We start from the raw sequence: 25,910 nt of genomic DNA, 5'->3' as shown, positions 1-25,910 counted from the left end.
CCGGTCGGGACAGGGGACCACGGCACGGGACACGCGGGGCGGGGCACGCATGGGCGGTGGTGGCGGTATCACCGAGGAAGAGCTGGCGGCCTTTCACCGTACGGTCGGCAGGCTGCGGGCGCTGCCCGTCGACGACCCCGTGCGGCTGCGGGCCGAACAGGTCGCCGCGTCCTTCGCGCGCGACGGCCGGCTCCGTCGCCGTAAAGCCCTCGGCGCCGAGAGATCGGCCGCGGACGCCGCAGTGATGGCCGCGACCGCCACCGGGGCCCTGGAGCGGCGCGAGGACGCGCCGCTGGCCACCTCCGTGACGGGCGGCGGGGGAGTCTTCCTGAAGCCGCGCACCTGTTATGTCTGCAAGACGCCCTATCGACAGGTCGACTCCTTCTACCACCGGCTGTGCCCGGAGTGCGCCGCCGACAACACCGCCCGCCGCGCCCTGAGCACCGACCTGAGCGGCCGCCGTGCGCTCCTCACCGGCGGCCGGGTGAAGATCGGCTTCCAGCTGGCGCTGATGATGCTGCGCGACGGCGCCGAACTGCTCGTCACCAGCCGCTTCCCGCACGACACCGTGCGCCGCTTCCGCGCCGAGCCCGGCAGCGAGAAGTGGCTCGACCGGCTGACCGTCGTCGCCGTCGACCTGCGCGACCCGCGCCAAGTACTGGGCCTGTGCGAGCAGTTGAGGCAGGAGGGCGAGCCCCTCGACATCCTCGTGAACAACGCGGCCCAGACGGTACGGCGGCCACCGGAGTCGTACGCGCCGCTCGCCGCCGGAGAGTACGAGGCGCTGCCCGAAGGGGCGCGGCAGGCACCCGGGTTCACGCCGATGCGGATGCTGGGGGACGGTGCCGCCGCCCTGCCGGTCGCGTTGCGCGAGGCCGACGAGGCCGGGCTGCTGCCCGACCCCTCGCCGGAGAACTCCTGGTCGGCGCGGCTCGGCGCACTCGACCCGGCGGAGGTGCTGGAGACCCAACTGGTCAACGCGCTCGCCCCCGCGCTCCTGTGCGACCGGCTGCTGCCGCTGCTGCTCGCCGCCCCGCACGCCCGCCGCTACGTGATCAACGTGACCGCCGTCGAGGGACGCTTCGCCGTGCGCAACAAGACGGCCGGCCATCCGCACACCAACATGGCCAAGGCCGCCCTCAACATGCTCACCCGCACCAGCGCCGCCGAACTCGCCGACCAGGGTGTCCACATGTGCGCCGTCGACACCGGCTGGATCACCGACGAGAACCCCGCCCCGAAGAAACACCGCATGGCCGACGCCGGCTTCCGCACCCCGCTGGACATCGTCGACGGGGCGGCCCGCATCTACGACCCGATCGTGCGAGGTGAGGCGGGCGACCCGGTGTCGGGGGTGTTCCTGAAGGATTACCGGGAAGCAGAGTGGTGAGCTGGATGACTGGCCCGAAGGGCCGTCATCCAGGGGCGCGGGGAACTGCGCGACCAGCCCCCACGCACCCGCAGACGAACGACTGGGATTGCTCCCAAGTGCGGGGCCGTAGCGTAGCCGCCCGGCCCCAGCACCTCACGGCACCCCGCGGAGCGGCTACGCGCCGGCGGCCCGCGCGGCCATCCGCGCCTTGCGCGCCGCGAGCTTCTCGTCGAACTTGCTGGCCTCCGCGTCGAGTCCGCCCATGTAGAGGCCGAGCTCTTCCTGCGCCTTCATGCCCTCGGGGCCGAGGCCGTCGATCTCCATGATCTTCAGGAAGCGGATGACGGGCGAGAGGACGTCGTCGTGGTGGATGCGCATGTTGTAGACCTCGCCGATGGCCATCTGCGCGGCGGCGCGCTCGAAGCCGGGCATGCCGTGGCCGGGCATGCGGAAGTTGACGACGACGTCGCGGACGGCCTGCATGGTGAGGTCGGGGGCGAACTCGAACGCGGCCTTCAGCAGGTTCCGGTAGAAGATCATGTGGAGGTTCTCGTCGGTCGCGATGCGCGCCAGCATGCGGTCGCACACGGGGTCACCGGAGTGGTGGCCGGTGTTGCGGTGCGAGACGCGGGTGGCGAGCTCCTGGAAGGCGACGTACGCGACCGTGTGGAGCATCGAGTGCCGGTTGTCCGACTCGAAGCCCTCGCCCATGTGGGACATACGGAACTGTTCGAGCTGGTCCGGGTCCACCGCGCGCGAGGCGAGCAGATAGTCGCGCATCACGATGCCGTGCCGGCCCTCCTCCGCGGTCCAGCGGTGCACCCAGGTGCCCCAGGCGCCGTCACGGCCGAAGAGGGTGGCGATCTCGTGGTGGTAGCTGGGCAGGTTGTCCTCGGTCAGCAGGTTCACCACCAGGGCGATCCGGCCGATCTCCGTGACCTTCGACTGCCCCTTCTCCCAGGCCTCTCCGTCCTCGAAGAAACCGGGGAAGTTGCGGCCGTCGCTCCACGGCACATACTCGTGCGGCATCCAGTCCTTGGTGACCTTCAGATGCCGGTTGAGTTCCTTCTCGACGACTTCCTCCAGCGCGTAAAGCAGCCGCGCGTCGGTCCATTCGGTGGACGGGCTGCCGAGGTGAGGAGAAGTGATCGACACAGACGCTCCAGGGGGACGAACAGGGGACCAGGATCTTGTGGGCGGCCACGGGCGGGTGACCTGAACCTACGGCATCGTAGGCTACGAACCCGTAGGTTACGATGCCGTAGGTTAAGTGCACTGTAAAGGCCGCTGATCAGTGCGTCCCGCAAGCCGTCGGGCGGGCGTGTCGAACGCCCCGTGGACCCGCAGGTCCCGGGGCCGAAACGGGGCAGGCGTCACCGGGTCAGGCGTACAGCTCCCGCAGTCGCACCGAGAGGCATGTCACACAGCCCTCCAGCTTCTCGAACTCGCTGATGTCGACCACGACGGGCTCGTATCCGAGGTCGGAGTACAGCTCCGCGGTCTTCGGCGCGCTCGCCGCCATCAGCAGCTTGTCGCCGCCGAGCAGCACCACATGCGCCCCGGCCTCCTCCGGCACCGGCAGGAAGCGCCCGAACAGCGAAGGCGCGTCCATCTTGGGGATGTGCCCGACGACCGTCCCGTCGGGCAGCGCGGTGACCGCCGACTTCAGATGCAGCACCTTGCTCACGGGTACGGAGACCACCCGCGCCCCGAGCGGCTCGAACGCGGCCCGCAGCTGCTGGACCCCGGCCGCGTTGGTGCGCCCGCCCCGGCCCACGAACACCGTGTCGCCGACCTTGAGGACGTCGCCGCCCTCCAGCGTGCCCGGCGCCCAGACCCAGTTCACCGAGCAGCCGAGCGCGGCCACGGCCTCCTCGATCCCTTCGGTCTCCTCCCGCCGGGAGGTGGCGCCGGGGCGCGCGATCAGCGCCACGTTCTTGTACATGACCACGGTGTCCTCGACGAACACCGAGTCCGGGCAGTCGTCGGCCGGATCCACCTCGATGGTCTCCCAGCCGTGGGCGCGCAGGGCCTCCCCGTACGCCTCCCACTGCGCGACCGCCAGGTCGACGTCCACCTCGGAGCGTTCGACGTGCGTGACGAGGCCTTCGGCCAGGCGGGGGCTGGGACGGCGGACGAGGGCCTTCTTGCTGGGCACGTGTGGGACTCCGAATCGAACGAGGGTTTTCCGGCGCCCGTGAAGCGACGCCGGTCCGCCATCATGCAGCCCCGGTCCACGTGGACAAAACCCCCGCCGCCAGGCTGTGGCCCTCCTGAGATACTCGGCGGTAGCCAAGCCCTCGGTGGACGCCCCCGACGAACGACGGGTCAGCCGGTCACCGCGACCTCCTCCGGCGTGGTCGCCCGCAGCTCTCCCTCCTCCATCAGCAGCCACCGGGTGATCCCGATCGACTCCAGGAACGGCACGTCGTGACTGGCCACGATCAGCGCGCCCTCGTACGACTCCAGAGCGGTCGTCAGCTGCCGCACGCTCGCCATGTCGAGGTTGTTCGTCGGCTCGTCCAGCATCAGCAGCTGCGGGGCGGGCTCGGCGAGCATCAGGGCGGCGAGAGCGGCCCGGAAACGCTCCCCGCCGGACAGCGTCGCCGCCGGCTGGTCGGCACGGGCGCCCCGGAACAGGAAGCGGGCGAGCCGGGCCCGGATCCGGTTGTTCGTGGCGTCCGGCGCGAACCGGGCCACGTTCTCGGCGACCGTCAGATCGTCGTCGAGGACGTCGAGCCGCTGCGGCAGGAAGCGCAGCGGGACATGGGCCGTCGTCTCGCCGCTCACCGGCTCCAGTTCGCCCGCGATCGTCCGCAGCAGCGTGGTCTTGCCCGCGCCGTTGCGGCCGATCAGCGCGATCCGCTCCGGGCCGCGCAGGTCGAAACCACCGTTCACCCGGGCGCCGTACTTCAGCTTCAGATCCAGGAGGGTGAGGACGGTACGGCCCGGGGGCACGGCCGTGTACGGCAGCTCGACGCGGATCTCGTCCTCGTCCCGTACGGCCTCCACCGCCTCGTCGAGGCGCTCCTTGGCCTCGGTGAGCTTCTCCTCGTGCATGATCCGGTGCTTGCCCGCGGACACCTGGGCCGTGCGTTTCTTCAGCTTCATCACGGCCCGGGGTTCCCGCTTGTTCTCGTACATCTTGTTGGCGTAGCGCGTGCGCTTGGCCAACTTGGTGTGCGCGTCGACGAGTTCGCGTTTCTGCTTCTTCAGGTCGGCCTCGGCGACCCGCACCATGCGCTCGGCCGCCTCCTGTTCGGTGGTCAACGCCTCTTCGTACACGGAGTAGTTGCCGCCGTACCAGGTGACCTCGCCGGAGTGCAGATCGGCGATCTGGTCGACCAGTTCGAGGAGTTCACGGTCGTGGCTGACGACGACCATGACCCCGGACCACGACTCGACGGCCTCGTACAGCCGGCGGCGCGCGTACAGGTCGAGGTTGTTGGTCGGCTCGTCCAGGAGCAGGACGTCGGGGCGGCGCAGCAGCAGTGCGGCCAGCCGCAGCAGGACCGACTCGCCGCCCGAGACCTCACCGATCGTGCGGTCCAAGTCGATGTGACCGAGGCCGAGTTGACCGAGGGTCGCCAGGGCGCGCTCCTCGACGTCCCAGTCGTCGCCGACCGCCGCGAAGTGCTCCTCGGCCACGTCGCCCGCCTCGATGGCGTGCAGCGCGGCGCGGGCGGCGGCGATGCCGAGCGCCTCGTCGACCTTCAGGCCGGTGTCGAGCGTGACGTTCTGCGGGAGGTAGCCGACCTCGCCGCTCACGCGGACCGTGCCGTCGGCCGGGGTGAGTTCACCGGCGATCAGCTTCAACAGGGTTGATTTTCCTGACCCGTTGACGCCGACGAGCCCGGTCCGGCCGGGGCCGAACGCGATCTGCAGGTCGTCGAAGACGGGGGTGCCGTCGGGCCAGGCGAAGGACAGGGACGTACAGGTGAGGGACAACGGAGTAGACATGAGGGACCTCGCGAATGCTGGAAGCGGCCAGGGGCGACGCGTTCGAAACACCGCGAGGGGCGACACGACGAGGGCGAGAGGTGAGGGCAAGAGAAAAGCCCGCTGCCGGAGGACGGCTCGTACGCCGAGGTCGCACGCAACGCACACAGGAAGGCCGGGATACGGCACGGTGTGTGACGCGGTGTCTCAGGACCTCAGACGAGCAACGTCCTTCTCCAATCGACGGCAACAGGACCGTGGAACAACGTACGGAGGGGGTCAGAAGGCTGTCAACGGATTAACGCGACGCGCGGACCGCCGTCGGAACGACGACCGGATCGGCCGCCCCCGGGGCGGCGCGGGGCGGCGCGGGGCGGCGTCTGGAAGGCATGGCCTCAGCAGGCGTCCCGCATCAGCTCCGCCAGGTCGTGGTCCAGGTCGACCTGGTGGTGCTCCAGGCCGAGCGGCACCAGGTCGGTCGTACGCTCCAGGAAGCGCCGCACCTCACCGGCGTGGACGTGCACCACGGCGGTGCCCTCCGGGGCGTGGAACTCCAGGACCAGCCGGTCGTAGCCGTACGGGCGGACCCGTACGTCCCCGTGACCGACCGGCTCCTCCATGCCGGTGACGAGGAGTTCACGGGCGAAGGTCCAGCAGACCTCGACCCCCTCCAGCGTGGCCGGGGCGGGGAAGGTCATACGGACGGCGAAAGGATCGCGACGGTCGTAGTGGAGCGTTGCGGGAATGCTCGGCATCCGCGGCGCGGCGGCGACGAGACGGGCCTCTACGGGCTGCTCGATGACGGTGGACAACGCCTTGCTCCCTTGTGACGGGTGGACGGACTCCGGATGGCTGGGGCCGGGCATTTCAGAAGACGCCGGATCGGGCCGATCCGTGCACACGCGGGTCGAGTGACCTCTGTCACCGAGCCCAATCCCTGTGGTGATCCATTTCTCATCCCGTGTCCCGGGATATGGGAGAGGACACAGGACGCCGCCCGGTGGTTCCCTGCCGAGGGCATCTGGACGGCACCGGATCGGTGGACTAACTTCGCCCGCCATGAGGGGCTTGGGGCAGTCGAGACGGATGAGTCGGACGAGTCGGACGATGACGACGGGCCTGGCCGCGGCGGCGCTCGCCGCCGCCCTGGCGGTGCCCGCGCAGGCACACGGGGAGGGCCGTCCACCGCACTGGGAACTGAAGGAGACCGGCACCGACGTGCGCTTTCGCGGTCTCGCGGCCGTCAGCCGGAACAGCGCATGGCTGGCGGGTTCCGCGGGAACCGTGCTGCGCACCACGGACGGGGGCAGGAACTGGCGCAACGTCTCACCGCCCGGCGCACAGGAGCTGCAGTTCCGGGACATCGAGGCATTCGACGCACGCAGGGCGGTCGTGCTGGCCATCGGCGAGGGAGAGGCCTCCCGCGTGTACCGCACGGACGACGGCGGAGCGACGTGGACCGAGTCCTTCCGCAACACCGATCCGCGCGCCTTCTACGACTGCCTCACCTTCTTCGACCACCGCCACGGGCTCGCCATGAGTGACCCGGTGGACGGGAAGTTCCGCATCCTGTCCACCAAGGACGGGGGCCGCTCCTGGACGGTCCTGCCGAACGAGGGGATGCCCCCGGCCCTGGAGGGTGAGGCGGGCTTCGCGGCGAGCGGGCAGTGCCTGGTCGACTCGGGCCCGCGCGATGTGTGGCTGGCGACCGGCGGGGCCGCACGCGCGCGCGTGCTGCACTCCGCCGACCGAGGGCTGACCTGGAAGGTCACCGACACCCCTGTCCCGGCCGGCGACCCCGCCCGCGGCGTCTTCGCGCTCGCCTTCCGCGACCGGACGCACGGCATCGCCGTCGGCGGCGACTACCGCGCCGACCAGCCGTCCCCGCGGGCCGCGGCCACCACCGGCGACGGCGGGCGGACCTGGACGCCCGCCGCGCAGCCCCCGCCCGCGTACCGCTCCGGCGTCGCCTGGCTCCCCCACAGCCGTACGACCGCCCTCGCCGTCGGCCCCACCGGTACCGACCTCACCACCGACGGCGGCCGCACCTGGCGCACGGTCGACACCGGCTCGTACGACACCGTCGACTGCACCCCGGACCGGGGCTGCTGGGCCGCCGGTGAGAAGGGACGCGTGGCGCGGCTGGAGAACTGAGGCCGGCTGTGGCCGCCGTCAGGCGTTATTCCGGGGGAACCGTCAGGGGTTTTTCCGGGGGAAATGGGATACTTGTTGCGTGTTCGAATCACGGAGGGAGTGATCGACCATGCCACGCGGTTCGAGCCCCAAGAGGGAACGCCAGTACGAGCACATCAAGGAGAGCGCCCAGGACCGCGGTGAGAGCGAGTCGCGCGCCAAGGAGATCGCCGCCCGGACCACCAACAAGGAACGCGCCCGGTCCGGCGAGTCCAAGACCGCGAGCCGCACCTCCACCCAGGACATGTCGTCGAGCAAGCGTGGTGGGCAGCGCTCGCACTCGGGGTCCGAGGGGCCCACGTACGACCAGCTCTACGAAGAGGCCAAGCGCCGCAACATCCACGGGCGTTCGGACATGAACAAGAGCCAGCTGAAGCGTGCTCTCGGCAAGTAGCCCTGGATCGCGCCCGTGAACCGGGGATGCGTACGCTCGTCGGCACCATGACGACCGTACGCATCCCCGCGGGCTGGCCCGCCACCGAAGAACAAGCCCTCGCCGTGCAGGACGAGTTGCGGGGGAAGGTGGTCCTCGACGAGACGGGACCGCCGCCCGGGACGGGATACGTCACCGGCGTCGACGTGGCGTACGACGACGAGCGGAACGTGGTCGCGGCGGCGGCCGTCGTGCTGGACGCGGAGACCCTCGACGTGGTCGCCGAGGCCACGGCGATCGGGCAGGTCTCCTTCCCCTACGTCCCCGGACTGCTCGCCTTCCGCGAGATCCCGACCGTGCTGGCCGCCCTCGACGCGCTGCCCCGCGACCCCGGCCTCGTCGTCTGCGACGGCTACGGCCTCGCCCACCCGCGCCGCTTCGGCCTCGCCGCCCACCTCGGCGTCCTCACCGGGCTCCCCACGATCGGCGTCGCCAAGAACCCCTTCACCTTCACCTACGACGACCCCGGCACCCCGCGCGGCAGCGCCTCCCCCCTCCTCGCGGACACCGAGGAGGTGGGCCGCGCCCTGCGCACCCGCGACGGGGTCAAGCCGGTCTTCGTCTCCGTCGGCCACCGGGTGAGCCTCGACAACGCCTGCGCGCACACCCTCGCCCTCACCCCGGCCTACCGCCTCCCGGAGTCCACCCGCCGCGCCGACTCCCTGTGCCGCCGGGCCCTGAAGGACACGACCGACTGAACCCCCGGGGCGCCGAGCCGCTGGTGTCGGAGGTCGGCGTCCACCCGCCCTGCCCCCAGGGGTTGTGGGTCCCCGGCCGGGGCGTACCTCCCCGTCATGATCTTCGCGATCGTGTTCGGGCCGGGCCTGAAGGGGCCGCCGGGGCACCACGCGCGTGTACCGGCGGACCGGGTACCTGAGTACCAACTGAGTACGCGTACGGATATCGGTGCGCCGTCATGATCGGCAGGCTTGCCGTATGACGACGCACCGCGCACCGAAGCCCGCCGCCAGTCCCACCCAGTCCGTCGAGCGTGCCGTGACGACCGGACTGCTCCTCGCCGTGCTCGCCGGACTGGCGTGGATCGCCGGGATGGTCTACACGCTGACGGGGTGGGCCCAGTAGGCAGGTGCGCGCGTCACTGCGACGCCGCCACCCGGAACGTGATCCCCGCCGTGCGCAGCCGCTCGATCAGCGCGTCGCCCATCGCGACGGCCGTCGTGACCTGCCCCGCCGTGGCCGGGAGGTCGTCGAGGGCCAGGCACAGCGCGGACTCGGCGAACATCTTCGCCGTCTCGCCGTAACCGGGGTCGCCGCCCGCGACCTCCGTGAAGACACGGCGTCCGCCGCCCTCGCCCACGAACCGCACCGAGAACCAGCTCTTCGCCCGCTTCTCCGCGCTCGGCCCCTCACCCGGCTTCAGCCGGTCACCCAACCAGCGCCGCACGGGCGGCACTTGGGCGGCGGCGACGACCGCGCCGACGAACGCGACCCCGCCCACCGCGAACGGCAGGGTCCTGACGGCCGCGTAGTGGCGGTAGCGGAAGTCCGGCCCGTAGCGCTCCAGGGCGCGCGCCGAGCGCTGCACCACCTGCGCGTCGATGGTCGGCAGCGGCAGCGCCCACGCCCCGATCTCCTTGGCGTAGCGGGGCGCGCTCACCGGCGCGTACGCCCGCCGCCCCACCGTCCGCGGCTCGTGCCGCTTGCGGTCCTGCGCGGCGGCCATCGTCTGCCGGGTGCGCGAGAACCCGGTGAGCGCGGAGTTGAACGTACCGCCCGAGAACATCCCCTCGGCCCGCACGAACCCGTCCACGGTGATCGGCACGTCCTTGGGGAGCTGCCGCACCGTGAAGTACGCCCCCAGGTCGTGCGGAATCGAGTCGAAGCCCGCCGCGTGCACGATGCGCGCCCCGGTCTCCCGCGCGCGTGCGTCGTGCCGTACATAGGTGAGGTCGACGAACTCGGGCTCACCCGTGAGGTCCAGATAGTCGGTGCCCTCGTCGGCGCAGGCGGCCACCAGTTCCTCGCCGTAACTGATGTACGGGCCGACGGTCGTGGCCACCACCCGGGTCTGCCGGGCGAGTTCGCGCACGGCCCGCGGGTCGGTCCCGTCCGCCTGGAGCACGCCGATCTCCGCACCGCCGGGCAGCCGCTCGCGCAGCGCCGCGAGCTTCGCCGCGCTGCGCCCGGCGATCGCCCAGCGCAGCCCCTCGGGCGCGTGCTCGGCGAGATACTCCGCGGTGAGCTCCCCGACGAACCCCGTGGCTCCGTAGAGCACGATGTCGTACGCCCGATCCGCCCTGTCCTGCCCGCCCATGGCACCCCTCAGCACTCGTCCACGCGCCGTTGTCGGTGGCTGAGGCTAGCGTGAGGGACGAGCAGTCGAGCGCGCGGGATCCGGAGGTGGCCGTGACCGTACCCAAGAACGCCCTGAAAAAGTGGGAGAAGGTGCGTGAGTTCGCCCTGGGGATGCCCGGTGCGGTCGAGGAGTTCCCGTGGGGTGAGAGCGTCGCGAAGGTCAACAAGAAGGTGTTCGTGTTCCTCGGCGTCGACGACGGCAGCTATCCGCTGGGTGTCACCGTCAAGCTCAAGGACGAGGAGACCCACGCCCACGCGCTGACCTGCCCCGGCGCCGAGCCCGCCGGGTACGGCCTGGGCAAGGCCGGCTGGGTGCGCGTCCCGCTCGCGGAGAAGGGCGCCCCGAGCGCGGAGCTGCTGTGCGACTGGGTCGAGGAGAGCTATCGCGTGATCGCCCCGAAGAAGCTGATAGCCGAGCTGGAGGCCGGCTGAGCACGAGGGCGGGTGGAGCAGGCTGACGTGCGCCACGACATTGGGCACAATGACTAAGCGTTTGCTCACTCGGGGCTTGTGCGCGATGGAACACGTTCTTAGCATCGCTGGTGTTACATCATTTGTGTCAAAGAGCTGTGTCATAGAGCTGTGTCACAGAGCTGGGGGCTCGATGTCAGTGGCGAAGACGCCCGGGCACGGTCCGCTCGCCGGTGTGCGCGTGGTCGAACTCGCGGGCATCGGCCCGGGACCGTTCGCCGCCATGCTCCTCGGTGACCTCGGCGCCGATGTCGTCCGCGTGGACCGGCCGGGTGGCGCGGGCCTCGCCGTGAACCCCCTGTACGACGTCACCAACCGCAACAAGCGGTCGGTGATCGTCGACCTGAAGTCCGCGGACGGCCCCGACACCGTCCTCGACCTGGCCGAACGCGCCGACATCCTGATCGAGGGCTACCGCCCCGGCGTCGCCGAGCGCCTCGGCGTCGGCCCCGAGACCTGCCACGCCCGCAACCCGAAGCTGGTCTACGGCCGGATGACCGGCTGGGGCCAGCAGGGCCCGCTCGCCCAGCGCGCCGGCCACGACATCGCGTACATCGCCCTGACCGGCACCCTCGGCATGATCGGCGCCCCGGACACCCCGCCGGTGGCGCCCGCCAACCTCCTCGGCGACTACGCGGGCGGCTCCCTCTACCTCGTCGTCGGCGTCCTCGCCGCGCTCCACCACGCCCGCGCGACCGGCGCCGGCCAGGTCGTGGACGCGGCCATCGTCGACGGCACCTCGCACCTCTCCGCGATGATCCACGGCATGCTCGCCGCCGGCGGCTGGCAGGACCGGCGCGCCGCCAACCTCCTCGACGGCGGCTGCCCCTTCTACGGCACGTACGAGACGGCCGACGGCCGGTACGTCGCCGTCGGCGCCCTGGAGCAGCAGTTCTACGCGGAGTTCGTCGACCTCCTCGGTATCAGGGACCGGGCACCGGACCGCAAGGACGTGGCCGCCTGGGGCGAGCTGCGCGAGACGGTCGCGGCCCGCTTCAAGACCCGTACGAGGGACGAGTGGACGGCGGTCTTCGAGGGCTCCGACGCCTGTGTGGCCCCCGTCCTGTCGTTGCGCGAGGCCCCGCACCACGCGCATCTCGCGGCCCGGGGCACCTTCACCGACTTCGGCGGCATCACCCAGCCCGCCCCCGCACCCCGTTTCTCCGCCACCCACACCTCGGTCCGCAGTGGCCCCGCCCAGCCGGGCGCCGACACGGCGGACGTGGCCCACGACTGGGGCATAGCAGGCCTCCTGAGGCACGCTTCCGCCAAGGAAGGCTCGTCGACCGACGGCTCGTCGACTGACGGCTCGTCGACTGACGGCTCGTCGACGGACGCCTCCTTGCCGGACGCCTCCCCGAAGGACATCGACTGACACGGCCCCCGGGCCGCACCCTCCCGCCACTGGAAAGGCCAGACTCGTGAGCACCGAAGCGTACGTGTACGACGCGATCCGCACCCCGCGCGGCCGCGGCAAGGCGAACGGCTCCCTGCACGGCACCAAGCCCATCGACCTGGTCGTCGGGCTCATCCACGAGGTCCGGCGCCGCTTCCCCGGCCTCGACCCGGCCGCCGTCGACGACATCGTGCTCGGTGTCGTGGGCCCGGTCGGCGACCAGGGCTCCGACATCGCCCGCACCGCCGCGATCGCCGCCGGCCTGCCGGACACGGTGGCCGGCGTACAGGAGAACCGCTTCTGTGCCTCGGGTCTTGAGGCCGTCAACCTGGCCGCCGCGAAGGTCCGCTCGGGCTGGGAGGACCTGGTGCTCGCCGGCGGCGTCGAGTCGATGTCACGGGTGCCGATGGCCTCGGACGGGGGAGCCTGGTTCAACGACCCGATGACGAACCTGGCGGTCAACTTCGTGCCGCAGGGCATCGGCGCCGATCTCATCGCCACGATCGAGGGATTCTCGCGGCGGGACGTCGACGAGTACGCGGCACTGTCCCAGGAGCGCGCGGCGGCCGCCTGGAAGGACGGCCGGTTCGACAGGTCCGTCGTCCCCGTCACGGACCGCGCCGGCCTCGTCGTCCTCGACCACGACGAGCACCTGCGGCCCGGCACGACCGCCGACTCGCTCGCCAAGCTGAAGCCCTCGTTCGCGGACATCGGCGAACTGGGCGGCTTCGACGCGGTGGCCCTGCAGGAGTACCACTGGGTCGAGGAGATCGACCACGTCCACCACGCGGGCAACTCCTCCGGCATCGTGGACGGCGCGGCGCTCGTCGCCATCGGCACGAAGGAGATCGGCGAGCGGTACGGCCTGCGCCCGCGCGCCCGGATCGTCTCCGCCGCCGTGTCCGGCTCCGAGCCCACCATCATGCTCACCGGCCCCGCGCCCGCGACCCGCAAGGCCCTCGCCAGGGCCGGACTGACCATCGACGACATCGACCTCGTCGAGATCAACGAGGCGTTCGCGGCCGTGGTCCTGCGCTTCGCGCGGGACATGGGTCTCTCGCTCGACAAGGTCAACGTCAACGGCGGCGCGATCGCGCTCGGCCACCCGCTCGGCGCGACCGGGGCCATGATCCTCGGCACGCTGGTCGACGAACTGGAGCGCCAGGACAAGCGGTACGGGCTGGCCACGCTGTGCGTGGGCGGCGGCATGGGCATCGCGACGATCGTCGAACGCGTCTGAACACCCCGGCGGACCAGAAGACTTCTACGGAGACCCTCACATGACCGAGAGCACCACCATCCGCTGGGAACAGGACCGCACGGGCCTCGTCACCCTCGTCCTCGACGACCCGAACCAGTCCGCGAACACCATGAACCAGGCGTTCCGCGACTCCCTCGCGGTGATCACGGACCGCCTGGAGGCCGAGAAGGACACCATCCGCGGTGTCATCATCACCTCCGCCAAGAAGACGTTCTTCGCCGGCGGCGACCTCCGCGACCTCATCAAGGTCACCCCCGAGACCGCGCGGCAGCTCTTCGACGGCGGCCTGGAGATCAAACGCAACCTGCGCCGCATCGAGACCCTGGGCAAGCCGGTCGTCGCGGCGATGAACGGCGCGGCCCTGGGCGGCGGTTACGAGCTGGCCCTCGCCTGCCACCACCGCATCGCCCTCGACGCCCCCGGCTCGAAGATCGGCTGCCCCGAGGTCACCCTCGGCCTGCTGCCCGGAGGCGGCGGAGTCGTCCGCACCGTACGGCTGCTGGGCATCGCGGACGCCCTGCTGAAGGTGCTGCTGCAAGGCACCCAGTACACCCCGCAGCGCGCCCTGGAGAACGGCCTCGTCCACGAAGTGGCCGCCACCCAGGACGAGTTGCTCGCCAAGGCCCGCGCCTTCATCGACGCCAACCCCGAGTCGCGGCAGCCCTGGGACAAGCCCGGCTACCGCATCCCCGGCGGCACCCCCGCCAACCCCAAGTTCGCGGCGAACCTGCCCGCCTTCCCGGCCACCCTGCGCAAGCAGACGGGCGGCGCGCCCTACCCGGCCCCGCGCAACATCCTCGCCGCGGCTGTCGAGGGCGCCCAGGTCGACTTCGAGACCGCCCAGGTCATCGAGGCCCGCTACTTCGTGGAGCTGGCCGCCGGCCAGACCTCCAAGAACATGATCCAGGCCTTCTTCTTCGACCTCCAGGCCGTCAACTCCGGCGCGAACCGCCCCAAGGGCTTCGAGCCGCGCCAGGTCCGCAAGGTCGCGGTCCTCGGCGCCGGGATGATGGGCGCCGGCATCGCGTACTCGTGCGCCCGCGCGGGCATCGAGGTCGTTCTGAAGGACGTGTCGCCCGAAGCGGCCGCGAAGGGCAAGGGCTACTCGGAGAAACTCTGCGCCAAGGCGGTCTCCAGGGGCCGCACCACCCAGCAGAAGGCCGACGCCCTCCTCGCCCGCATCACGCCCACCGCCGACCCGGCCGACCTCGCGGGCTGCGACGCCGTCATCGAGGCCGTGTTCGAGAGCACCGAGCTCAAGCACAAGGTCTTCCAGGAGATCGAGTCGGTCGTGGCACCCGACGCGCTCCTCTGCTCCAACACCTCGACCCTCCCCATCACCGAACTCGCCAAGGGCGTCGCCCGCCAGTCCGACTTCATCGGCCTGCACTTCTTCTCACCCGTCGACAAGATGCCCCTCGTCGAGATCATCAAGGGCGCGCAGACGGGTGACGAGGCCCTGGCCCGGGCCTTCGACCTGGTCCGCCAGATCAAGAAGACCCCCATCGTCGTCAACGACTCGCGTGGCTTCTTCACCTCCCGCGTCATCGGCCACTTCCTCAACGAGGGCGTCGCGATGGTAGGCGAGGGCATCGAGCCGGCGTCGGTGGAACAGGCGGCGTCGCAGGCGGGCTACCCCGCCAAGGTCCTCTCCCTCATGGACGAGCTGACGCTCACCCTGCCCCGCAAGATCCGCGCCGAGTCGCGGCGGGCCGTGGAGGAGGTGGGCGGCACATGGGTGGAGCACCCGGCCGAAGCGGTCATCGACCGCATGGTCGACGAGTTCGGCCGCCCGGGCCGCAGCGGCGGCGCCGGCTTCTACGACTACGCCCCCGACGGCCGCCGCGCCAAACTCTGGCCCGGCCTCCGCGAGCACTTCACCAAGCCCGGATACCGGATCCCCTTCGAAGACATGCAGGAGCGGATGCTCTTCTCGGAGGCGCTGGACACCGTGCGCCTGGTCGAGGAAGGCGTCCTGACGTCCGTCGCCGACGCCAACATCGGTTCCCTCTTCGGCATCGGTTTCCCCGGCTGGACGGGCGGCGTCCTCCAGTACATCAACGGCTACGACGGCGGCCTCCCGGGCTTCGTCGCCCGCGCCCGCGAACTGGCCGACCGATACGGCGAGCGCTTCACGCCACCGCCACTGCTGGTGGAGAAGGCGGAAAAGGGGGAGCGCTTCGAGGACGCGTGACCCCCCGGGACGGGTGGGGGTTCGTGGGCGGGCGCGGGTGGTGTGTGGTTGCTCGCGCCCACGCGGCGGAGCCGCATATCGGCACAGCCCCGCGCCCCTGAAAAGCAGGGGCTGCGCCCCGTGCTTTTCGGCCCGCAGGGCCGTGTTTTGTCTTTTAGGGGCGCGGGGAACTGCGCGACAAGCCCCCACCCACCCGCACCCGACAACGAACCCCTCGGGGTCGAAGGGGCGGAGCCCCTGGGGATGGGACGGGTAGGGGCGGCGGGGGCGAGAAAGGCTGGGCCACCCACCGCCCCGCCTCGCACACGTACGGCATCAGTCGGCCGTACCGCGCACCCAGGAACCCGGCGACCTGGTCTCCACGCTGCTGTACGTCGTCGACGAGGGCAGCGGCTTCCTGACCGGACAGACCTCGACGTGGCCGGGGGATCGGCGTACCGGGTGACGTCCCTCAGGACTCGGCCAGCCACTCCCTCAGCTCTTCCTTGAGCGACCGCTGAAAGGTCGTCAACAAGGCCTGCACGACCAGAGGTTGCATGTGTGCCGACAGCGACTTCACCGCCCGCGGATCGCGCTCCGCGACCGCGTCACGGAAGACCCGCGACAGATCGTGGGCCGCCGCGCGCGCGTGCTCGATCAGTACGGTCCGTGCGGCGAGGATCGATTCCTGGGACAGAGGCACGTCGAGCAGCTCCACCCCGAGCCGCAGCAGAGCGGGATCCACCCGCAAACCGTCGCCGACCCGCTCGACCACGCCCATGGCCACGAGCCGCTCCACGTCCTCCTCGGCCAGGGACCGCCCCGCCCGCCCGTCGAGTTCCTCCCGTGCCACCGTCTCCACCGCGTCCGGCGCCCAGGAGGCCACCACCGCTCGCTGGAGCGCGAGGTCGCGCGGGGTGAGGTCCGGCGGCAGCTGCCGCAGATACCGTTCGATGGCCGCGAGGGTCATGCCCTGCCGCTGCAGTTCCTCGATCAGCGCGAGCCTCGCGAGGTGATCCCGCCCGTAGTGACCGACCCGGCGCGGACCGATCACCGGCGGCGGCAACAAACCCCTGGTGCTGTAGAAGCGGACCGTACGCACCGTGACACCCGCCCGCGCGGCCAGTTCGTCGACGGTGAGGACGGTCTCTCCGGCCTCTCCGGCGCCTCCTCCGGAGCCGGAGCTGGGGCCGGTGCCGGTGCTCTCCCCGGTGTCGGTCGTCATGCACAGCAGTATCGCTGTCTCACCAGTGCTGTGAAACCTCGGGCGACGGCGATTGTCAGTGCCGCCCCGTACGGTGGCGTCATGTCGGGGATCACATACGTCCGGGGGGACGCCACCATGCCGTTGGGCAAGGGCGTCAAGATCATCGCGCATGTCACCAACGACATCGGCGGCTGGGGCAAGGGCTTCGTCCTCGCCCTGTCCCGCCGTTGGCCGGAACCGGAGGCCGCCTACCGCGCCTGGCACCGCGACCGCGCGAAGAACGACTTCGGACTGGGCGCCGCCCAGTTCGTCGAGGTCGGCCCCCACACCTGGGTCGCCAACCTGATAGGCCAGCGCGGCACCCGCACCGGCAGCAAGGGCGCCCCCGTCCGCTACGAGGCCATCGACACGGCACTCGGCCTGCTCGCCGACAAGGCCCTGGAGCTGGAGGCCTCGGTCCACATGCCCCGCATCAGCTGCGGACTCGCGGGCGGCAAGTGGTCCCGCGTGGAGCCACTGATAAGAGACCGGCTCGTACAGCGGGGGATACCCGTGACGGTGTACGACCACGGGGACTGATCGGGGCCGAGGTGCGATACCTCGCGCGTGTGAACGGGTAAAGCCACCGGTATGGATCTTCTCCCGATGGACATCGGCCCGTTGAACCCGCCGGTCCCGGAACTCGTTGTGGCGTCGGTGCTGTTCGCGCTCGTGTTCCTCTTCCTTGTCCGGCTGCTGCCCCGGATCGAGCGCGTCCTGGACGAACGCGAGGCCGCGACCAAGGGAGTCGAGGCACACGCCGAAGCCCTGCGGGAGGAGGCCGGGGCCAAGCGGGCGGAGGTGGCCGCGGCCCTGGCCGAGGCCCGCCACGAGGCCGCCCGTATCCGCCAGCGCGCCTTCGAGGAGGGCGCCGCCCTGATCGCCGAGGCCCGCGCCGACGGCCAACGCCAGTACACCGCCCTCCTCACCGAGGGCCACGCCCGCCTGGCCGTCGACCGCACCACAGCCGAGACCGAACTCCACGCCCACATCTCAGAACTGGCCTCGACCCTGGCAAGCACGATCGTGGGCGAACAAATCGAAGCCAAGGTCAGACCGCGCCCTTGAGGGCCTGCGCCCCTGAAAGGGCCGCAGGCCCCTTTCAGGGGCGCAGGGAACTGCGCGACCAGCCACAGACAACCCGCAGCCACCACCCGACCGCAACGGCCCGAGCTCTCAGTGCCCGTCGACACCCTCATGCTCATGCTCATGAACAGAGTTCGTCGCCGCAATCTTCTTCCACGACTTGGGCGCCTCGGGAGCAACCCCCGCCGAAGCCAACTCCACCCGCTCAGCCGCAGCAGCATCCGGCTTCACCGGCTGGTACAGCCACGTATCGAAGAGCGCGCCCAACGACTCCCCGGACACTTCCTCGGCATACGAGACAAAGTCGCCCACCGTCGCGTTCCCGTGGGCGTACCTCGCCGGCCACCCCTTCAAGATCGCGAAGAACGACTCGTCCCCGATCTCGTTGCGCAACGCCTGAAGCGCCAGCGCCCCCCGGTCGTACACGGCGATATGGAACTGGTTCTCCGGCCCGGGGTCACCCGGCTCGACCGCCCAGAAGGGATCGTCGGCCGGACGCGACGCGTACACGTAGTCCGCGATCTCCTGCGCCGTCCCCTCGTTCTCGTGCTCGGACCACAGCCACTGCGCGTACCGCGCGAAACCCTCGTTGATCCAGATGTCCTTCCACCCGGCGACGGAGACGAGGTCGCCGTACCACTGGTGGGCCAGCTCATGGACGACGACGGAGACGTTCGACCCGTTGGCGAACTGCCGCGGGCTGTAGAAGGGCCGGGTCTGCGTCTCCAGCGCGTACCCGACCTGGGGGGTGTTGGGCACGTATCCACCCAGCGAGTTGTACGGGTACGGCCCGAAGAACTCCGTCAGCCAGTCGGCAACCTCGCCCGTGCGTTCGACGCTCGCCCGGGCCGCCCCGTAGTGGTCGCCGATGTCCTTGCTGTACGCGTTGATGATCGGGATGCCGTTCTCGGTCCGCCCGGTCGTGACGTCGAACTTCCCGACGGCGAGCGTGGCGAGATAGGTGACCTGCGGCTTGTTGGACCGCCAGGTGTAGCGCGTCCAGCCGGCGCGTGAACTCGTCGACTGGAGCGTGCCGTTGGAGATGGCCTGCGAGCCGTCCGGCACGAGCACGGACACGTCGTACGTGGCCTTGTCGAGCGGGTGGTCGTTGCTCGGGAACCACCACCAGGCCGCCTCGGGCTCGCCCGCCGCGACAGCGCCGTCGGGGGTGCGCAGCCAGCTGGTGAAGCCGTACGCCTCCTTGGACGAGGGGACCCCGGTGTAGCGGACCACGACGGTGATCTCCGTGCCCTTGGGCAGCGGGTTCCTCGGCGTGATCTCCAGCTCGTGCTCGCCGGAGGCGGCGAAGGCCGCCTTGGCGCCGTTGACGCGCACCTCGCTCACATCGAGCAGGAAGTCCAGATTGAAACGGGACAGGTCCTCGGTGGTCCTGGCGAGCAGGGTCGCCGTGCCCTCCAGCTTGTCCGTTTCCGGCTGGTACTTGAGCCGGAGGTCGTAATGGGAGACGTCGTATCCGCCGTTGCCGTAGGCCGGGTAGTAGGGATCGCCGATCCCCGGCGCTCCGGGCGCGAAGTCAGCCGCCGAGGCCGGGATCGCCAGCAACAGGGAGGCCATGAACGCGCCCGGGGCGATGAGTCTGCGGTGCACGAATCACTCCAAGAGGTCGGTGAACGGGTCCGCGCGATGCTGTCCGGAGCCTATTCAGTCCCTGTCAGCCCGGACGTGTCCATGGCCGCCACCGTCACACGATCGCCATTCGGCCGACATGAGTCATCCCGCCCCACGCACCTTTCCGGCCACACCGTGGCCGAAGCCCCACCAGTCCCAAATGGGCCTCTTTTGCACGGGAGTTGACCGCTGTACCGTCCGCGCATGCCGATACCTGCGCGACGCACGCGTTTCACGACCTGGAGATCGCTCGCGACGGCGGCCACGGCCGCCGCCCTCACGGCCGGCCTCCTCACCCCGGCGGTCGCCGCCACCCCCACCCCCCGGAAGAGCGAGCCGGTCTACTCGTACGACAACGCCATCCGCGAGGCCGTCTGGGTCGACACCGGCCTCGACGGCGACCGCGACGGGAAGACGGACCGGGTCGCCGTCGACATCGTCCGCCCGAGTGAACCCGCCCGGCGGGGCCGCAAGATCCCCGTGATCATGGACGCCAGCCCCTACTACTCCTGCTGTGGACGCGGCAACGAGGGGCAGCGCAAGACGTACGACGCCAACGGCGACGTCGTCCAGATGCCGCTGTTCTACGACAACTACTTCGTGCCCCGCGGCTACGCCTTCGTCGCCGTCGACCTCGCCGGAACCAACCGCTCCGACGGGTGCGTGGACGTCGGCGGCCGCTCCGACATCCAGTCCGCCAAGGCGGTCGTCGACTGGCTCAACGGGCGCGGCAAGGCGTACACCACCCGCACGGGCGGCGCGTTGGCCAAGGCCGGCTGGACCAACGGCAGGACCGGCATGATCGGCAAGAGCTACGACGGCACGGTCGCCAACGGCGTGGCCGCCACCGGCGTCGAGGGCCTGGAGACCATCGTCCCGATCGGCGCGATCTCCTCCTGGTACGACTACTACTTCGCCGAGGGCGCTCCCCTCTACAACTCCGGCCCCGAGTGGCTCTCCGACTACGTAGAGAGCCCCGACGCCCGCGCCAAGTGCGGAGCCGTCCAGCGGGAACTCGTCGACGGCGCCCCGCGCACCGGCGACTGGACCTCGCTGTGGACCGAGCGCGACTACGTCAAGGACGTCCGGAAGATCGACGCCAGCGTCTTCGTCATCCACGGCCAGCAGGACCTCAACGTCCGCCCCAAGCACTTCGGCCAGTGGTGGGACGCCCTCGCGCGGCACGGCGTCGAGCGTAAGATCTGGCTCTCCCAGGTCGGCCACGTCGACCCCTTCGACTTCCGTCGCACCGAGTGGGTCGACACCCTGCACCGCTGGTTCGACCATGAACTCCTCGGCTACGACAACGGCATCGACGACGAGCCCATGGCCGACATCGAACGCCACCCGAACCAGTGGCAGACGTCGAAGGTCTGGCCGCCGCGCGCCACCCGGACCACGACCCTCCGCCCCGCCGAGGGCAGCGAGCCGGGCGTCGGCACCCTCGGCCTCCGCAAGCGGACCGGCACCGAGACCTTCACCGACAACCCGGCGCTGAACGAGACCGACTGGGCCGCGCACGTGGATCAGTCCACCCCGGAGAAGGCAGGCTTCGTCACGCCGCCGCTCACCAAGGACCTGCGCCTGTCCGGCTCCTCCAAGGTGACCGTCACCGCCACGCCCACCACCTCCACCGCCCACCTCTCGGCGGTCCTCGTGGACCTCGGCCCGGACACCATCCGCGACTACTCCACCGCCGGCGAGGGCATCACCACCCTCACCGAGCGCAGCTGCTGGGGCCCGAGCACCACCGGCGACAGCTCCTGCTTCCGGGAGACCGCGGCCAAGACGGCCGACGTCGACTACACGATCTTCAGCCGCGGCTGGGCCGACCTCGGCAACCACTCCTCCGACACGGGAGCCCCGCTCACGCCCGGCACCCCGTACACGATCACCCTCGATCTGCACGCGAGCGACCACGTCGTCCCGGCGGGGCACCGGCTCGCACTGATCATCGCGGGCACCGACGAGGACCTCATCGACCCGCCGTCGGCCACGCCCACCCTGACCATCGACCTCAAGCGCACCTCCGCGAAGGTCCCGCTGGTCGGCGGTGTCGCCGCCTTCGAGAAGGCGACCTCGGGCGCCACCGGCACACCGGCGGCCTCCGTCCTCGACGGCGTACGCGACCCGAGCCGGGCCGCCCGCATTCCAGGGGGTGCCGCATGAGGGGCTCGTACCGCGACCGCCCGCATCCCGGGCGGCGGCGCATGAGGGCGCGTATCGCGACGCTGATCGCCGGCACGCTCGCCGCACCCCTGCTGTCGGCACCCGCGTACGCGGCGGACATCACCCCGCCGCGCACCGGATTCGAGCTGTCGGGCGGCGCCCGCTGGACCAGCCAGACCGAGGAGCGGGACTTCCTCGCCGCCGTCGACCGGGCGAGCGACCGTGTGTCGATCACCCGGATCGGCACTACCAAGCAGAACCGCCCGCTTCAACTCGTCCGCATCGGCACCCGCCCCACCACGCGCACGGTCCTCCTCATCTGCAGCCAGCACGGCGACGAGCCCTCCGGCCGCGATGCCTGCCTCACCACCATCCGCGACCTCGCCCACGCCAAGGACGAGCGGACCGAGCGGTTGCTGAAATCCACCACCCTGCTCGTCGTGCCCACCGCCAACCCCGACGGCCGGGCCGCCGACACCCGGGGCAACAGCGACGGCATCGACATCAACCGCGACCACCTCGCCCTGCGGACGGCCGAGGCCCGGGCGCTCGCCGCCGTCGTACGCGACCGCGAGCCCGACGTCGTCTACGACCTGCACGAGTACGGCGCCACACCCCAGTACTACGACAAGGACCTGTTCGACCTCTGGCCGCGCAACCTCAACACCGACGCGGCCGTCCACACCGAGGCGCGGAACCTGTCCCTGGACCACGTACGCCCGGCCGCGGGGGCCGCCGGCTTCTCGACCGGCACATACGGCATCTGGACCGACCCGGTCACCGGCGATCCCATCCGCCAGGTCGCGGGCGACGGGCAGGAACGCATCCTGCGGAACATGTCCGGAATCAAGCACTCCGTCGGGCTGCTGATCGAGAGCCGGGTGGAACCGCTGACGGCCGGCACCGAGGAGCCCGTCAACAACCTGCGCCGGGTGAACTCCCAGCTCGCCGCCCTGAAAGGCCTGTTCGCCTTCGCGGGCGAACGCGGCCGACAGGTCGACCGGGCGACCGGCGCGGCCCGTCTCTCCGGCCTTCGCGACACCGGCCCGGTCTACGTCGGCGGCGCCGACAACGACCCCGCCGAACCCGCCGAGGTGATCCAGGACCCGCCCTGCGGCTACCGGCTCACCGCACAGCAGTACGAGGAGTTCGCGGATGAACTGGCCCTGCACGGCGTCCGCGTACGGCCCGGGAGTGACGGCGAGGGCGTACTGGTACCGCTGCGCCAGCAATTGCGCGCCCTCGTCCCGTTGCTGCTCGACGAGCGTGCGCCGTACCGCCTGACGGTGGGGGAGCCGGATATCACCTGTTGAACAAGAAATGATCGGCGTCACATGTAGAGGGGCTTCCTGGGCAGGAGTAGCTCAGTTCCAGCCACTCGCGGAAAGGTTCCACCTGTGACGCACGATCATCGAACCACCCACCACGGGGGAGGCGCGCTTCCAGGCTCGGAGGCGGGTCTCTCCGGCGGCGGGCGGCCCCGGACGGACCGCGTCGTGTTCGGAGTGACGGCGGCGCTCACCCTGGCCTTCGTGCTCTGGGGTGCCCTCTGGACCGACTCGCTCGAAACCGCGTCCGGCAAGATGCTGAGCGCCCTGCTCCACAACGGTGGCTGGGCCTTCATGCTGGCCGCCTCCTGCTTCGTCGTCTTCGCCCTGTGGCTCGCGGTCAGCCGCTACGGCCGTATCCACCTCGGAGTGGAGGGCGAGAAGCCCGAGTTCCGCACGGTGTCCTGGGTCGCCATGATGTTCAGCGCCGGCATGGGCATCGGCCTGATGTTCTACGGTGTCAGCGAGCCGCTCGCCCACTACACCGCGCCCCCGCCGGGCACGAACCCCGAGGGGTCCGGCGAGCGCATGGAAACGGCGATGGCGACCACCCTCTTCCACTGGACGCTGCACCCCTGGGCGATCTACGCGGTGGTCGGCCTCGCCATCGCCTACAGCACGTTCCGTAAACGCCGCCGGCAGACCATCAGCGCCGTCTTCACCCCGCTGATCGGCGAGAAACACGCGAACGGCACCGGCGGCCGGGTCATCGACATCCTCGCGCTCGTCGCCACGATATTCGGCTCGGCGGCCTCCCTCGGCCTCGGTGCCCTCCAGATCGGCTCCGGTCTGACGGAACTGGACTGGATGAACAAGGTGAGCACCGGTCTGCTCGTCGCCATCATCGCCGTCCTGACCCTGGCCTTCGTCGCCTCCGCCGTGTCCGGTGTGGAGAAGGGCATCCAGTGGCTGTCCAACACCAACATGGTGCTGGCCCTGGTGCTGGCCGCCTTCGTCTTCATCGCCGGCCCGACCATTCTCGTCCTCGACCTCCTGCCCACCTCGGTCTTCGCCTATCTCGGCGACCTGCCCCAGCTCGGGGGCCGGACCGAGGCGTCCGGCGGCGAGGGCGTGGCCGACTGGCTCGGCAGCTGGACCGTCTTCTACTGGGCGTGGTGGATCTCCTGGACGCCCTTCGTCGGCATGTTCATCGCCCGCATCAGCCGCGGCCGCACCATCCGCCAGTTCGTCGGCGGCGTCATCCTCGTCCCCAGCTCGGTGAGCCTTGTCTGGTTCGCGGTCTTCGGCGGTACGGCGATGAAGCTCCAGCAGCAGGGACGGCTCGGTGAGGAGGCGACGCCGGAGGGCCAACTCTTCGCCGTTCTCCACGATTTCCCCATCGCCACGGTCTCCAGCCTGCTTGTGATGATCCTGGTCGGCATCTTCTTCGTCTCCGGGGCCGATGCCGCGTCCATCGTCATGGGCACGCTCTCCCAACGCGGCGCCCTCGAACCCGGGCGCTTCGTCGTCGTCTTCTGGGGCGTCGTCACCGGAGCCGTCGCCGCGATCATGCTCATGGTCGGCAGCGGCCAGGGCGACGCCCTGGCCGGTCTGCAGAACCTCACGATCCTCGCCGCCGCGCCCTTCGTCCTGGTGATGGTCGGCATGTGCGTCTCACTGATGCGCGACCTGCGCCGGGACCACGTGATCGTCCGCGAGGAGATGGCCTCCGAGGCGGTCGAGCTCGCCGTCATCGAGGGCCACAAACGCTACGACGGCGAGTTCGAGATCCGGGTCGGCCCGGGGGCGGGCACGGAGACCGAGGGCGACCCGATCGGCCATCGCGCCGAGTAACGATTCGAGGGGGGTGGAGTGCCCCGCGCCCTTAGGGGCGCGGGGCCGTATCGATGTGCGGCTCCGCCGCGTGGGCGCGACCACCCCCACAACCCGCAGCCGACCGACTACCCGTCCTTTCCGGAGCCGCGCTCAAACGGTGGCCAGCCGCGCAGCGACCTCCGCACAACCCCAGGCCACCGTGACCCCCGCCCCACCGTGCCCATAGTTGTGCACCAACACCCGCCCGCCCGGCAGGAGCTCCCGCTCCAGACGCACCGCCGGCCGGGCGGGCCGCAACCCCACGCGATGGTCGAGCACACGCGCCCCGGCGATCTCCGGCCGCACCGCCGCACACCGCTTCACGATCTCCTCCGCGATCACCGGATCCGGCGTCAAGGACCACGCGTCCTCCTCCGCCGTACCGCCGAGGATCAATCCACCCGGCTGCGGTATGAAGTACGTACTCTTGGACCCGGCGTGATCCACCGACGTGAGCCAGGTGCTGATCCCGGGGTTCTCCACGACGACCAGCTGCCCCCGCACCGGCCGGACGGAGGGATCCGGCACCAACTCCCGAGCACCCAGTCCCGTGCAGTTGACGACGACGGGCGCGTCGACCGCCGCGAGGTCCGTGACCGTCCGCTCCTCCACCGCCCCGCCCGCCGCGACGAACCGCTCGCGCAGCCACCGCAGATGGGTCGGCATGTCGATCAGCGGCAGCCGCGCCCACAGGCCGACGCCCTGGTACTCCTCGGCCGTCGCCACCCGGAGCCCCGCCACCCGCGAGGCCCACTCACCGAGCCCGTCCAGCGCCGTCTCGCCATGTACGCCCTCGACCATGCGTACGCCCGTCTCGCCGGGCCGGCCCGCCAACTCCTCGTAGACGGCCAAGGACACGAGCGACCACTCGCCGACGAGTTCCTCCGGTTCGATCCGGTAGGGCCACCACAATCCGCCCGCGACGGCGGACGTCGTCCGCTCCCCGGGCTCCCGTGCCCACACCCGGACCTGTCTGCCGCTCTCCGCCAGAACGACGGCCGTCGTGAGACCGACGACTCCGCCACCGACCACTATCACATCGCTGTTCGATTCATTGGTCACCCAGGGACGTTAGCGGAATAT

22 protein-coding genes are annotated in these 25,910 nt (G+C 70.7%); 14 read left to right on the top strand and 8 right to left on the bottom strand.

Annotation, left to right across the window (positions count from 1 at the left end; all coding sequences use genetic code 11):
* The first annotated feature begins 49 nt into the window (after window positions 1-49).
* Window positions 50-1,390, top strand: coding sequence for an SDR family NAD(P)-dependent oxidoreductase (locus JIX56_RS04860; RefSeq protein ID WP_257550737.1), 1,341 nt, complete (start codon window positions 50-52; stop codon window positions 1,388-1,390).
* A 156-nt stretch (window positions 1,391-1,546) separates the two neighbouring features.
* Here JIX56_RS04860 and JIX56_RS04855 read toward each other — a convergent pair whose 3' ends face one another.
* From JIX56_RS04855 to JIX56_RS04840, 4 genes are all read right to left on the bottom strand, one after another.
* Complete coding sequence (locus JIX56_RS04855; RefSeq protein WP_257537519.1) at window positions 1,547-2,527, bottom strand: acyl-ACP desaturase; 981 nt, start codon at window positions 2,525-2,527, stop codon at window positions 1,547-1,549.
* A 226-nt stretch (window positions 2,528-2,753) separates the two neighbouring features.
* A complete protein-coding gene (ddaH, locus tag JIX56_RS04850) occupies window positions 2,754-3,530 on the bottom strand; it encodes a dimethylargininase (RefSeq protein WP_257537518.1) in 777 nt (258 codons plus the stop codon).
* Window positions 3,531-3,700: 170 nt separating this feature from the next.
* Complete coding sequence (locus JIX56_RS04845) at window positions 3,701-5,332, bottom strand: ABC-F family ATP-binding cassette domain-containing protein (protein ID WP_257537517.1); 1,632 nt, start codon at window positions 5,330-5,332, stop codon at window positions 3,701-3,703.
* Window positions 5,333-5,706: 374 nt separating this feature from the next.
* On the bottom strand, window positions 5,707-6,123 hold the full coding sequence (locus JIX56_RS04840) for an SsgA family sporulation/cell division regulator (RefSeq protein WP_257537516.1): 417 nt from the start codon (window positions 6,121-6,123) through the stop codon (window positions 5,707-5,709).
* 295 nt (window positions 6,124-6,418) lie between these two features.
* On the opposite strand from JIX56_RS04840, the gene JIX56_RS04835 reads away from it, so the two are divergent.
* From JIX56_RS04835 to mmpA, 4 genes are all read left to right on the top strand, one after another.
* A complete protein-coding gene (locus tag JIX56_RS04835; RefSeq protein WP_257537515.1) occupies window positions 6,419-7,465 on the top strand; it encodes a WD40/YVTN/BNR-like repeat-containing protein in 1,047 nt (348 codons plus the stop codon).
* 109 nt (window positions 7,466-7,574) lie between these two features.
* Window positions 7,575-7,898: a plasmid stabilization protein gene (locus JIX56_RS04830; RefSeq protein WP_257537514.1), complete on the top strand. Its 324-nt coding sequence runs from the start codon at window positions 7,575-7,577 to the stop codon at window positions 7,896-7,898.
* A gap of 47 nt (window positions 7,899-7,945) precedes the next feature.
* Window positions 7,946-8,635, top strand: coding sequence for an endonuclease V (locus JIX56_RS04825; RefSeq protein WP_257537513.1), 690 nt, complete (start codon window positions 7,946-7,948; stop codon window positions 8,633-8,635).
* 238 nt (window positions 8,636-8,873) lie between these two features.
* Complete coding sequence (gene mmpA, locus JIX56_RS04820) at window positions 8,874-9,020, top strand: morphogenic membrane protein MmpA (protein ID WP_215457977.1); 147 nt, start codon at window positions 8,874-8,876, stop codon at window positions 9,018-9,020.
* Window positions 9,021-9,033: 13 nt separating this feature from the next.
* Here mmpA and JIX56_RS04815 read toward each other — a convergent pair whose 3' ends face one another.
* Window positions 9,034-10,212, bottom strand: coding sequence for a saccharopine dehydrogenase family protein (locus JIX56_RS04815; RefSeq protein WP_257537512.1), 1,179 nt, complete (start codon window positions 10,210-10,212; stop codon window positions 9,034-9,036).
* A 92-nt stretch (window positions 10,213-10,304) separates the two neighbouring features.
* On the opposite strand from JIX56_RS04815, the gene JIX56_RS04810 reads away from it, so the two are divergent.
* The 4 genes from JIX56_RS04810 (at window position 10,305) to JIX56_RS04795 (ending at window position 15,575) form a co-directional block, all read left to right on the top strand.
* The gene (locus JIX56_RS04810) at window positions 10,305-10,685 is read left to right on the top strand and encodes an MmcQ/YjbR family DNA-binding protein (protein WP_257537511.1); all 381 of its coding nucleotides are present in this window, start codon (window positions 10,305-10,307) and stop codon (window positions 10,683-10,685) included.
* Window positions 10,686-10,857: 172 nt separating this feature from the next.
* Window positions 10,858-12,099 carry a CaiB/BaiF CoA transferase family protein gene (locus tag JIX56_RS04805; protein WP_257537510.1) on the top strand — a complete coding sequence of 414 codons (1,242 nt, stop codon included), beginning with the start codon at window positions 10,858-10,860 and terminating at the stop codon, window positions 12,097-12,099.
* 46 nt (window positions 12,100-12,145) lie between these two features.
* Window positions 12,146-13,360: an acetyl-CoA C-acetyltransferase gene (locus tag JIX56_RS04800; RefSeq protein ID WP_257537509.1), complete on the top strand. Its 1,215-nt coding sequence runs from the start codon at window positions 12,146-12,148 to the stop codon at window positions 13,358-13,360.
* Window positions 13,361-13,400: 40 nt separating this feature from the next.
* Window positions 13,401-15,575 carry a 3-hydroxyacyl-CoA dehydrogenase NAD-binding domain-containing protein gene (locus JIX56_RS04795; protein ID WP_257537508.1) on the top strand — a complete coding sequence of 725 codons (2,175 nt, stop codon included), beginning with the start codon at window positions 13,401-13,403 and terminating at the stop codon, window positions 15,573-15,575.
* Window positions 15,576-16,026: 451 nt separating this feature from the next.
* Here the strand turns inward: JIX56_RS04795 and JIX56_RS04790 are convergent, their stop codons facing one another.
* Window positions 16,027-16,779, bottom strand: a complete 753-nt coding sequence (locus tag JIX56_RS04790; protein ID WP_257537507.1) for a MerR family transcriptional regulator — start codon at window positions 16,777-16,779, stop codon at window positions 16,027-16,029.
* 81 nt (window positions 16,780-16,860) lie between these two features.
* Here JIX56_RS04790 and JIX56_RS04785 point away from each other — a divergent pair, with 81 nt between their 5' ends.
* Both JIX56_RS04785 and JIX56_RS04780 read left to right on the top strand, forming a co-directional pair.
* A complete protein-coding gene (locus JIX56_RS04785) occupies window positions 16,861-17,340 on the top strand; it encodes a macro domain-containing protein (RefSeq protein WP_257537506.1) in 480 nt (159 codons plus the stop codon).
* Between the two features lie 51 nt (window positions 17,341-17,391).
* Window positions 17,392-17,868, top strand: coding sequence for a F0F1 ATP synthase subunit B family protein (locus JIX56_RS04780; protein ID WP_257537505.1), 477 nt, complete (start codon window positions 17,392-17,394; stop codon window positions 17,866-17,868).
* A gap of 108 nt (window positions 17,869-17,976) precedes the next feature.
* On the opposite strand, the gene JIX56_RS04775 is transcribed toward JIX56_RS04780, so the two are convergent.
* Complete coding sequence (locus JIX56_RS04775) at window positions 17,977-19,494, bottom strand: M1 family metallopeptidase (RefSeq protein ID WP_257537504.1); 1,518 nt, start codon at window positions 19,492-19,494, stop codon at window positions 17,977-17,979.
* A gap of 225 nt (window positions 19,495-19,719) precedes the next feature.
* On the opposite strand from JIX56_RS04775, the gene JIX56_RS04770 reads away from it, so the two are divergent.
* From JIX56_RS04770 to JIX56_RS04760, 3 genes are all read left to right on the top strand, one after another.
* Window positions 19,720-21,684 (top strand): Xaa-Pro dipeptidyl-peptidase, encoded by a 1,965-nt coding sequence (locus JIX56_RS04770; protein WP_257537503.1) that lies wholly within the window; start codon window positions 19,720-19,722, stop codon window positions 21,682-21,684.
* A 41-nt stretch (window positions 21,685-21,725) separates the two neighbouring features.
* Window positions 21,726-22,997, top strand: coding sequence for a M14 family metallopeptidase (locus JIX56_RS04765; RefSeq protein ID WP_257537502.1), 1,272 nt, complete (start codon window positions 21,726-21,728; stop codon window positions 22,995-22,997).
* An 84-nt stretch (window positions 22,998-23,081) separates the two neighbouring features.
* Window positions 23,082-24,806 (top strand): BCCT family transporter, encoded by a 1,725-nt coding sequence (locus JIX56_RS04760; RefSeq protein WP_257537501.1) that lies wholly within the window; start codon window positions 23,082-23,084, stop codon window positions 24,804-24,806.
* Window positions 24,807-24,938: 132 nt separating this feature from the next.
* Here JIX56_RS04760 and JIX56_RS04755 read toward each other — a convergent pair whose 3' ends face one another.
* Complete coding sequence (locus JIX56_RS04755; RefSeq protein ID WP_257537500.1) at window positions 24,939-25,889, bottom strand: FAD-dependent oxidoreductase; 951 nt, start codon at window positions 25,887-25,889, stop codon at window positions 24,939-24,941.
* Window positions 25,890-25,910: the final 21 nt, after the last annotated feature.

The organism is Streptomyces sp. CA-210063 (genome assembly GCF_024612015.1).
Lineage (GTDB): Bacteria > Actinomycetota > Actinomycetes > Streptomycetales > Streptomycetaceae > Streptomyces.
The sequence above is the reverse complement of the archived record's forward strand: the minus strand, read 5'-3'. Positions and strand labels throughout refer to the sequence as shown.

Excerpts from the sequence above, each read along its gene's own strand:
- JIX56_RS04790 (WP_257537507.1), bottom strand. The coding sequence starts at position 16,779 with ATGACGACCGACACCGGGGAGAGCACCGGCACCGGCCCCAGCTCCGGC.
- mmpA (WP_215457977.1), top strand. The coding sequence starts at position 8,874 with ATGACGACGCACCGCGCACCGAAGCCCGCCGCCAGTCCCACCCAGTCC.
- JIX56_RS04845 (WP_257537517.1), bottom strand. The coding sequence starts at position 5,332 with ATGTCTACTCCGTTGTCCCTCACCTGTACGTCCCTGTCCTTCGCCTGG.
- JIX56_RS04785 (WP_257537506.1), top strand. The coding sequence starts at position 16,861 with ATGTCGGGGATCACATACGTCCGGGGGGACGCCACCATGCCGTTGGGC.
- JIX56_RS04830 (WP_257537514.1), top strand. The coding sequence starts at position 7,575 with ATGCCACGCGGTTCGAGCCCCAAGAGGGAACGCCAGTACGAGCACATC.
- JIX56_RS04770 (WP_257537503.1), top strand. The coding sequence starts at position 19,720 with ATGCCGATACCTGCGCGACGCACGCGTTTCACGACCTGGAGATCGCTC.
- JIX56_RS04815 (WP_257537512.1), bottom strand. The coding sequence starts at position 10,212 with ATGGGCGGGCAGGACAGGGCGGATCGGGCGTACGACATCGTGCTCTAC.
- JIX56_RS04795 (WP_257537508.1), top strand. The coding sequence starts at position 13,401 with ATGACCGAGAGCACCACCATCCGCTGGGAACAGGACCGCACGGGCCTC.
- JIX56_RS04765 (WP_257537502.1), top strand. The coding sequence starts at position 21,726 with ATGAGGGCGCGTATCGCGACGCTGATCGCCGGCACGCTCGCCGCACCC.
- JIX56_RS04860 (WP_257550737.1), top strand. The coding sequence starts at position 50 with ATGGGCGGTGGTGGCGGTATCACCGAGGAAGAGCTGGCGGCCTTTCAC.
- JIX56_RS04780 (WP_257537505.1), top strand. The coding sequence starts at position 17,392 with ATGGATCTTCTCCCGATGGACATCGGCCCGTTGAACCCGCCGGTCCCG.
- JIX56_RS04835 (WP_257537515.1), top strand. The coding sequence starts at position 6,419 with ATGACGACGGGCCTGGCCGCGGCGGCGCTCGCCGCCGCCCTGGCGGTG.
- JIX56_RS04825 (WP_257537513.1), top strand. The coding sequence starts at position 7,946 with ATGACGACCGTACGCATCCCCGCGGGCTGGCCCGCCACCGAAGAACAA.
- JIX56_RS04805 (WP_257537510.1), top strand. The coding sequence starts at position 10,858 with ATGTCAGTGGCGAAGACGCCCGGGCACGGTCCGCTCGCCGGTGTGCGC.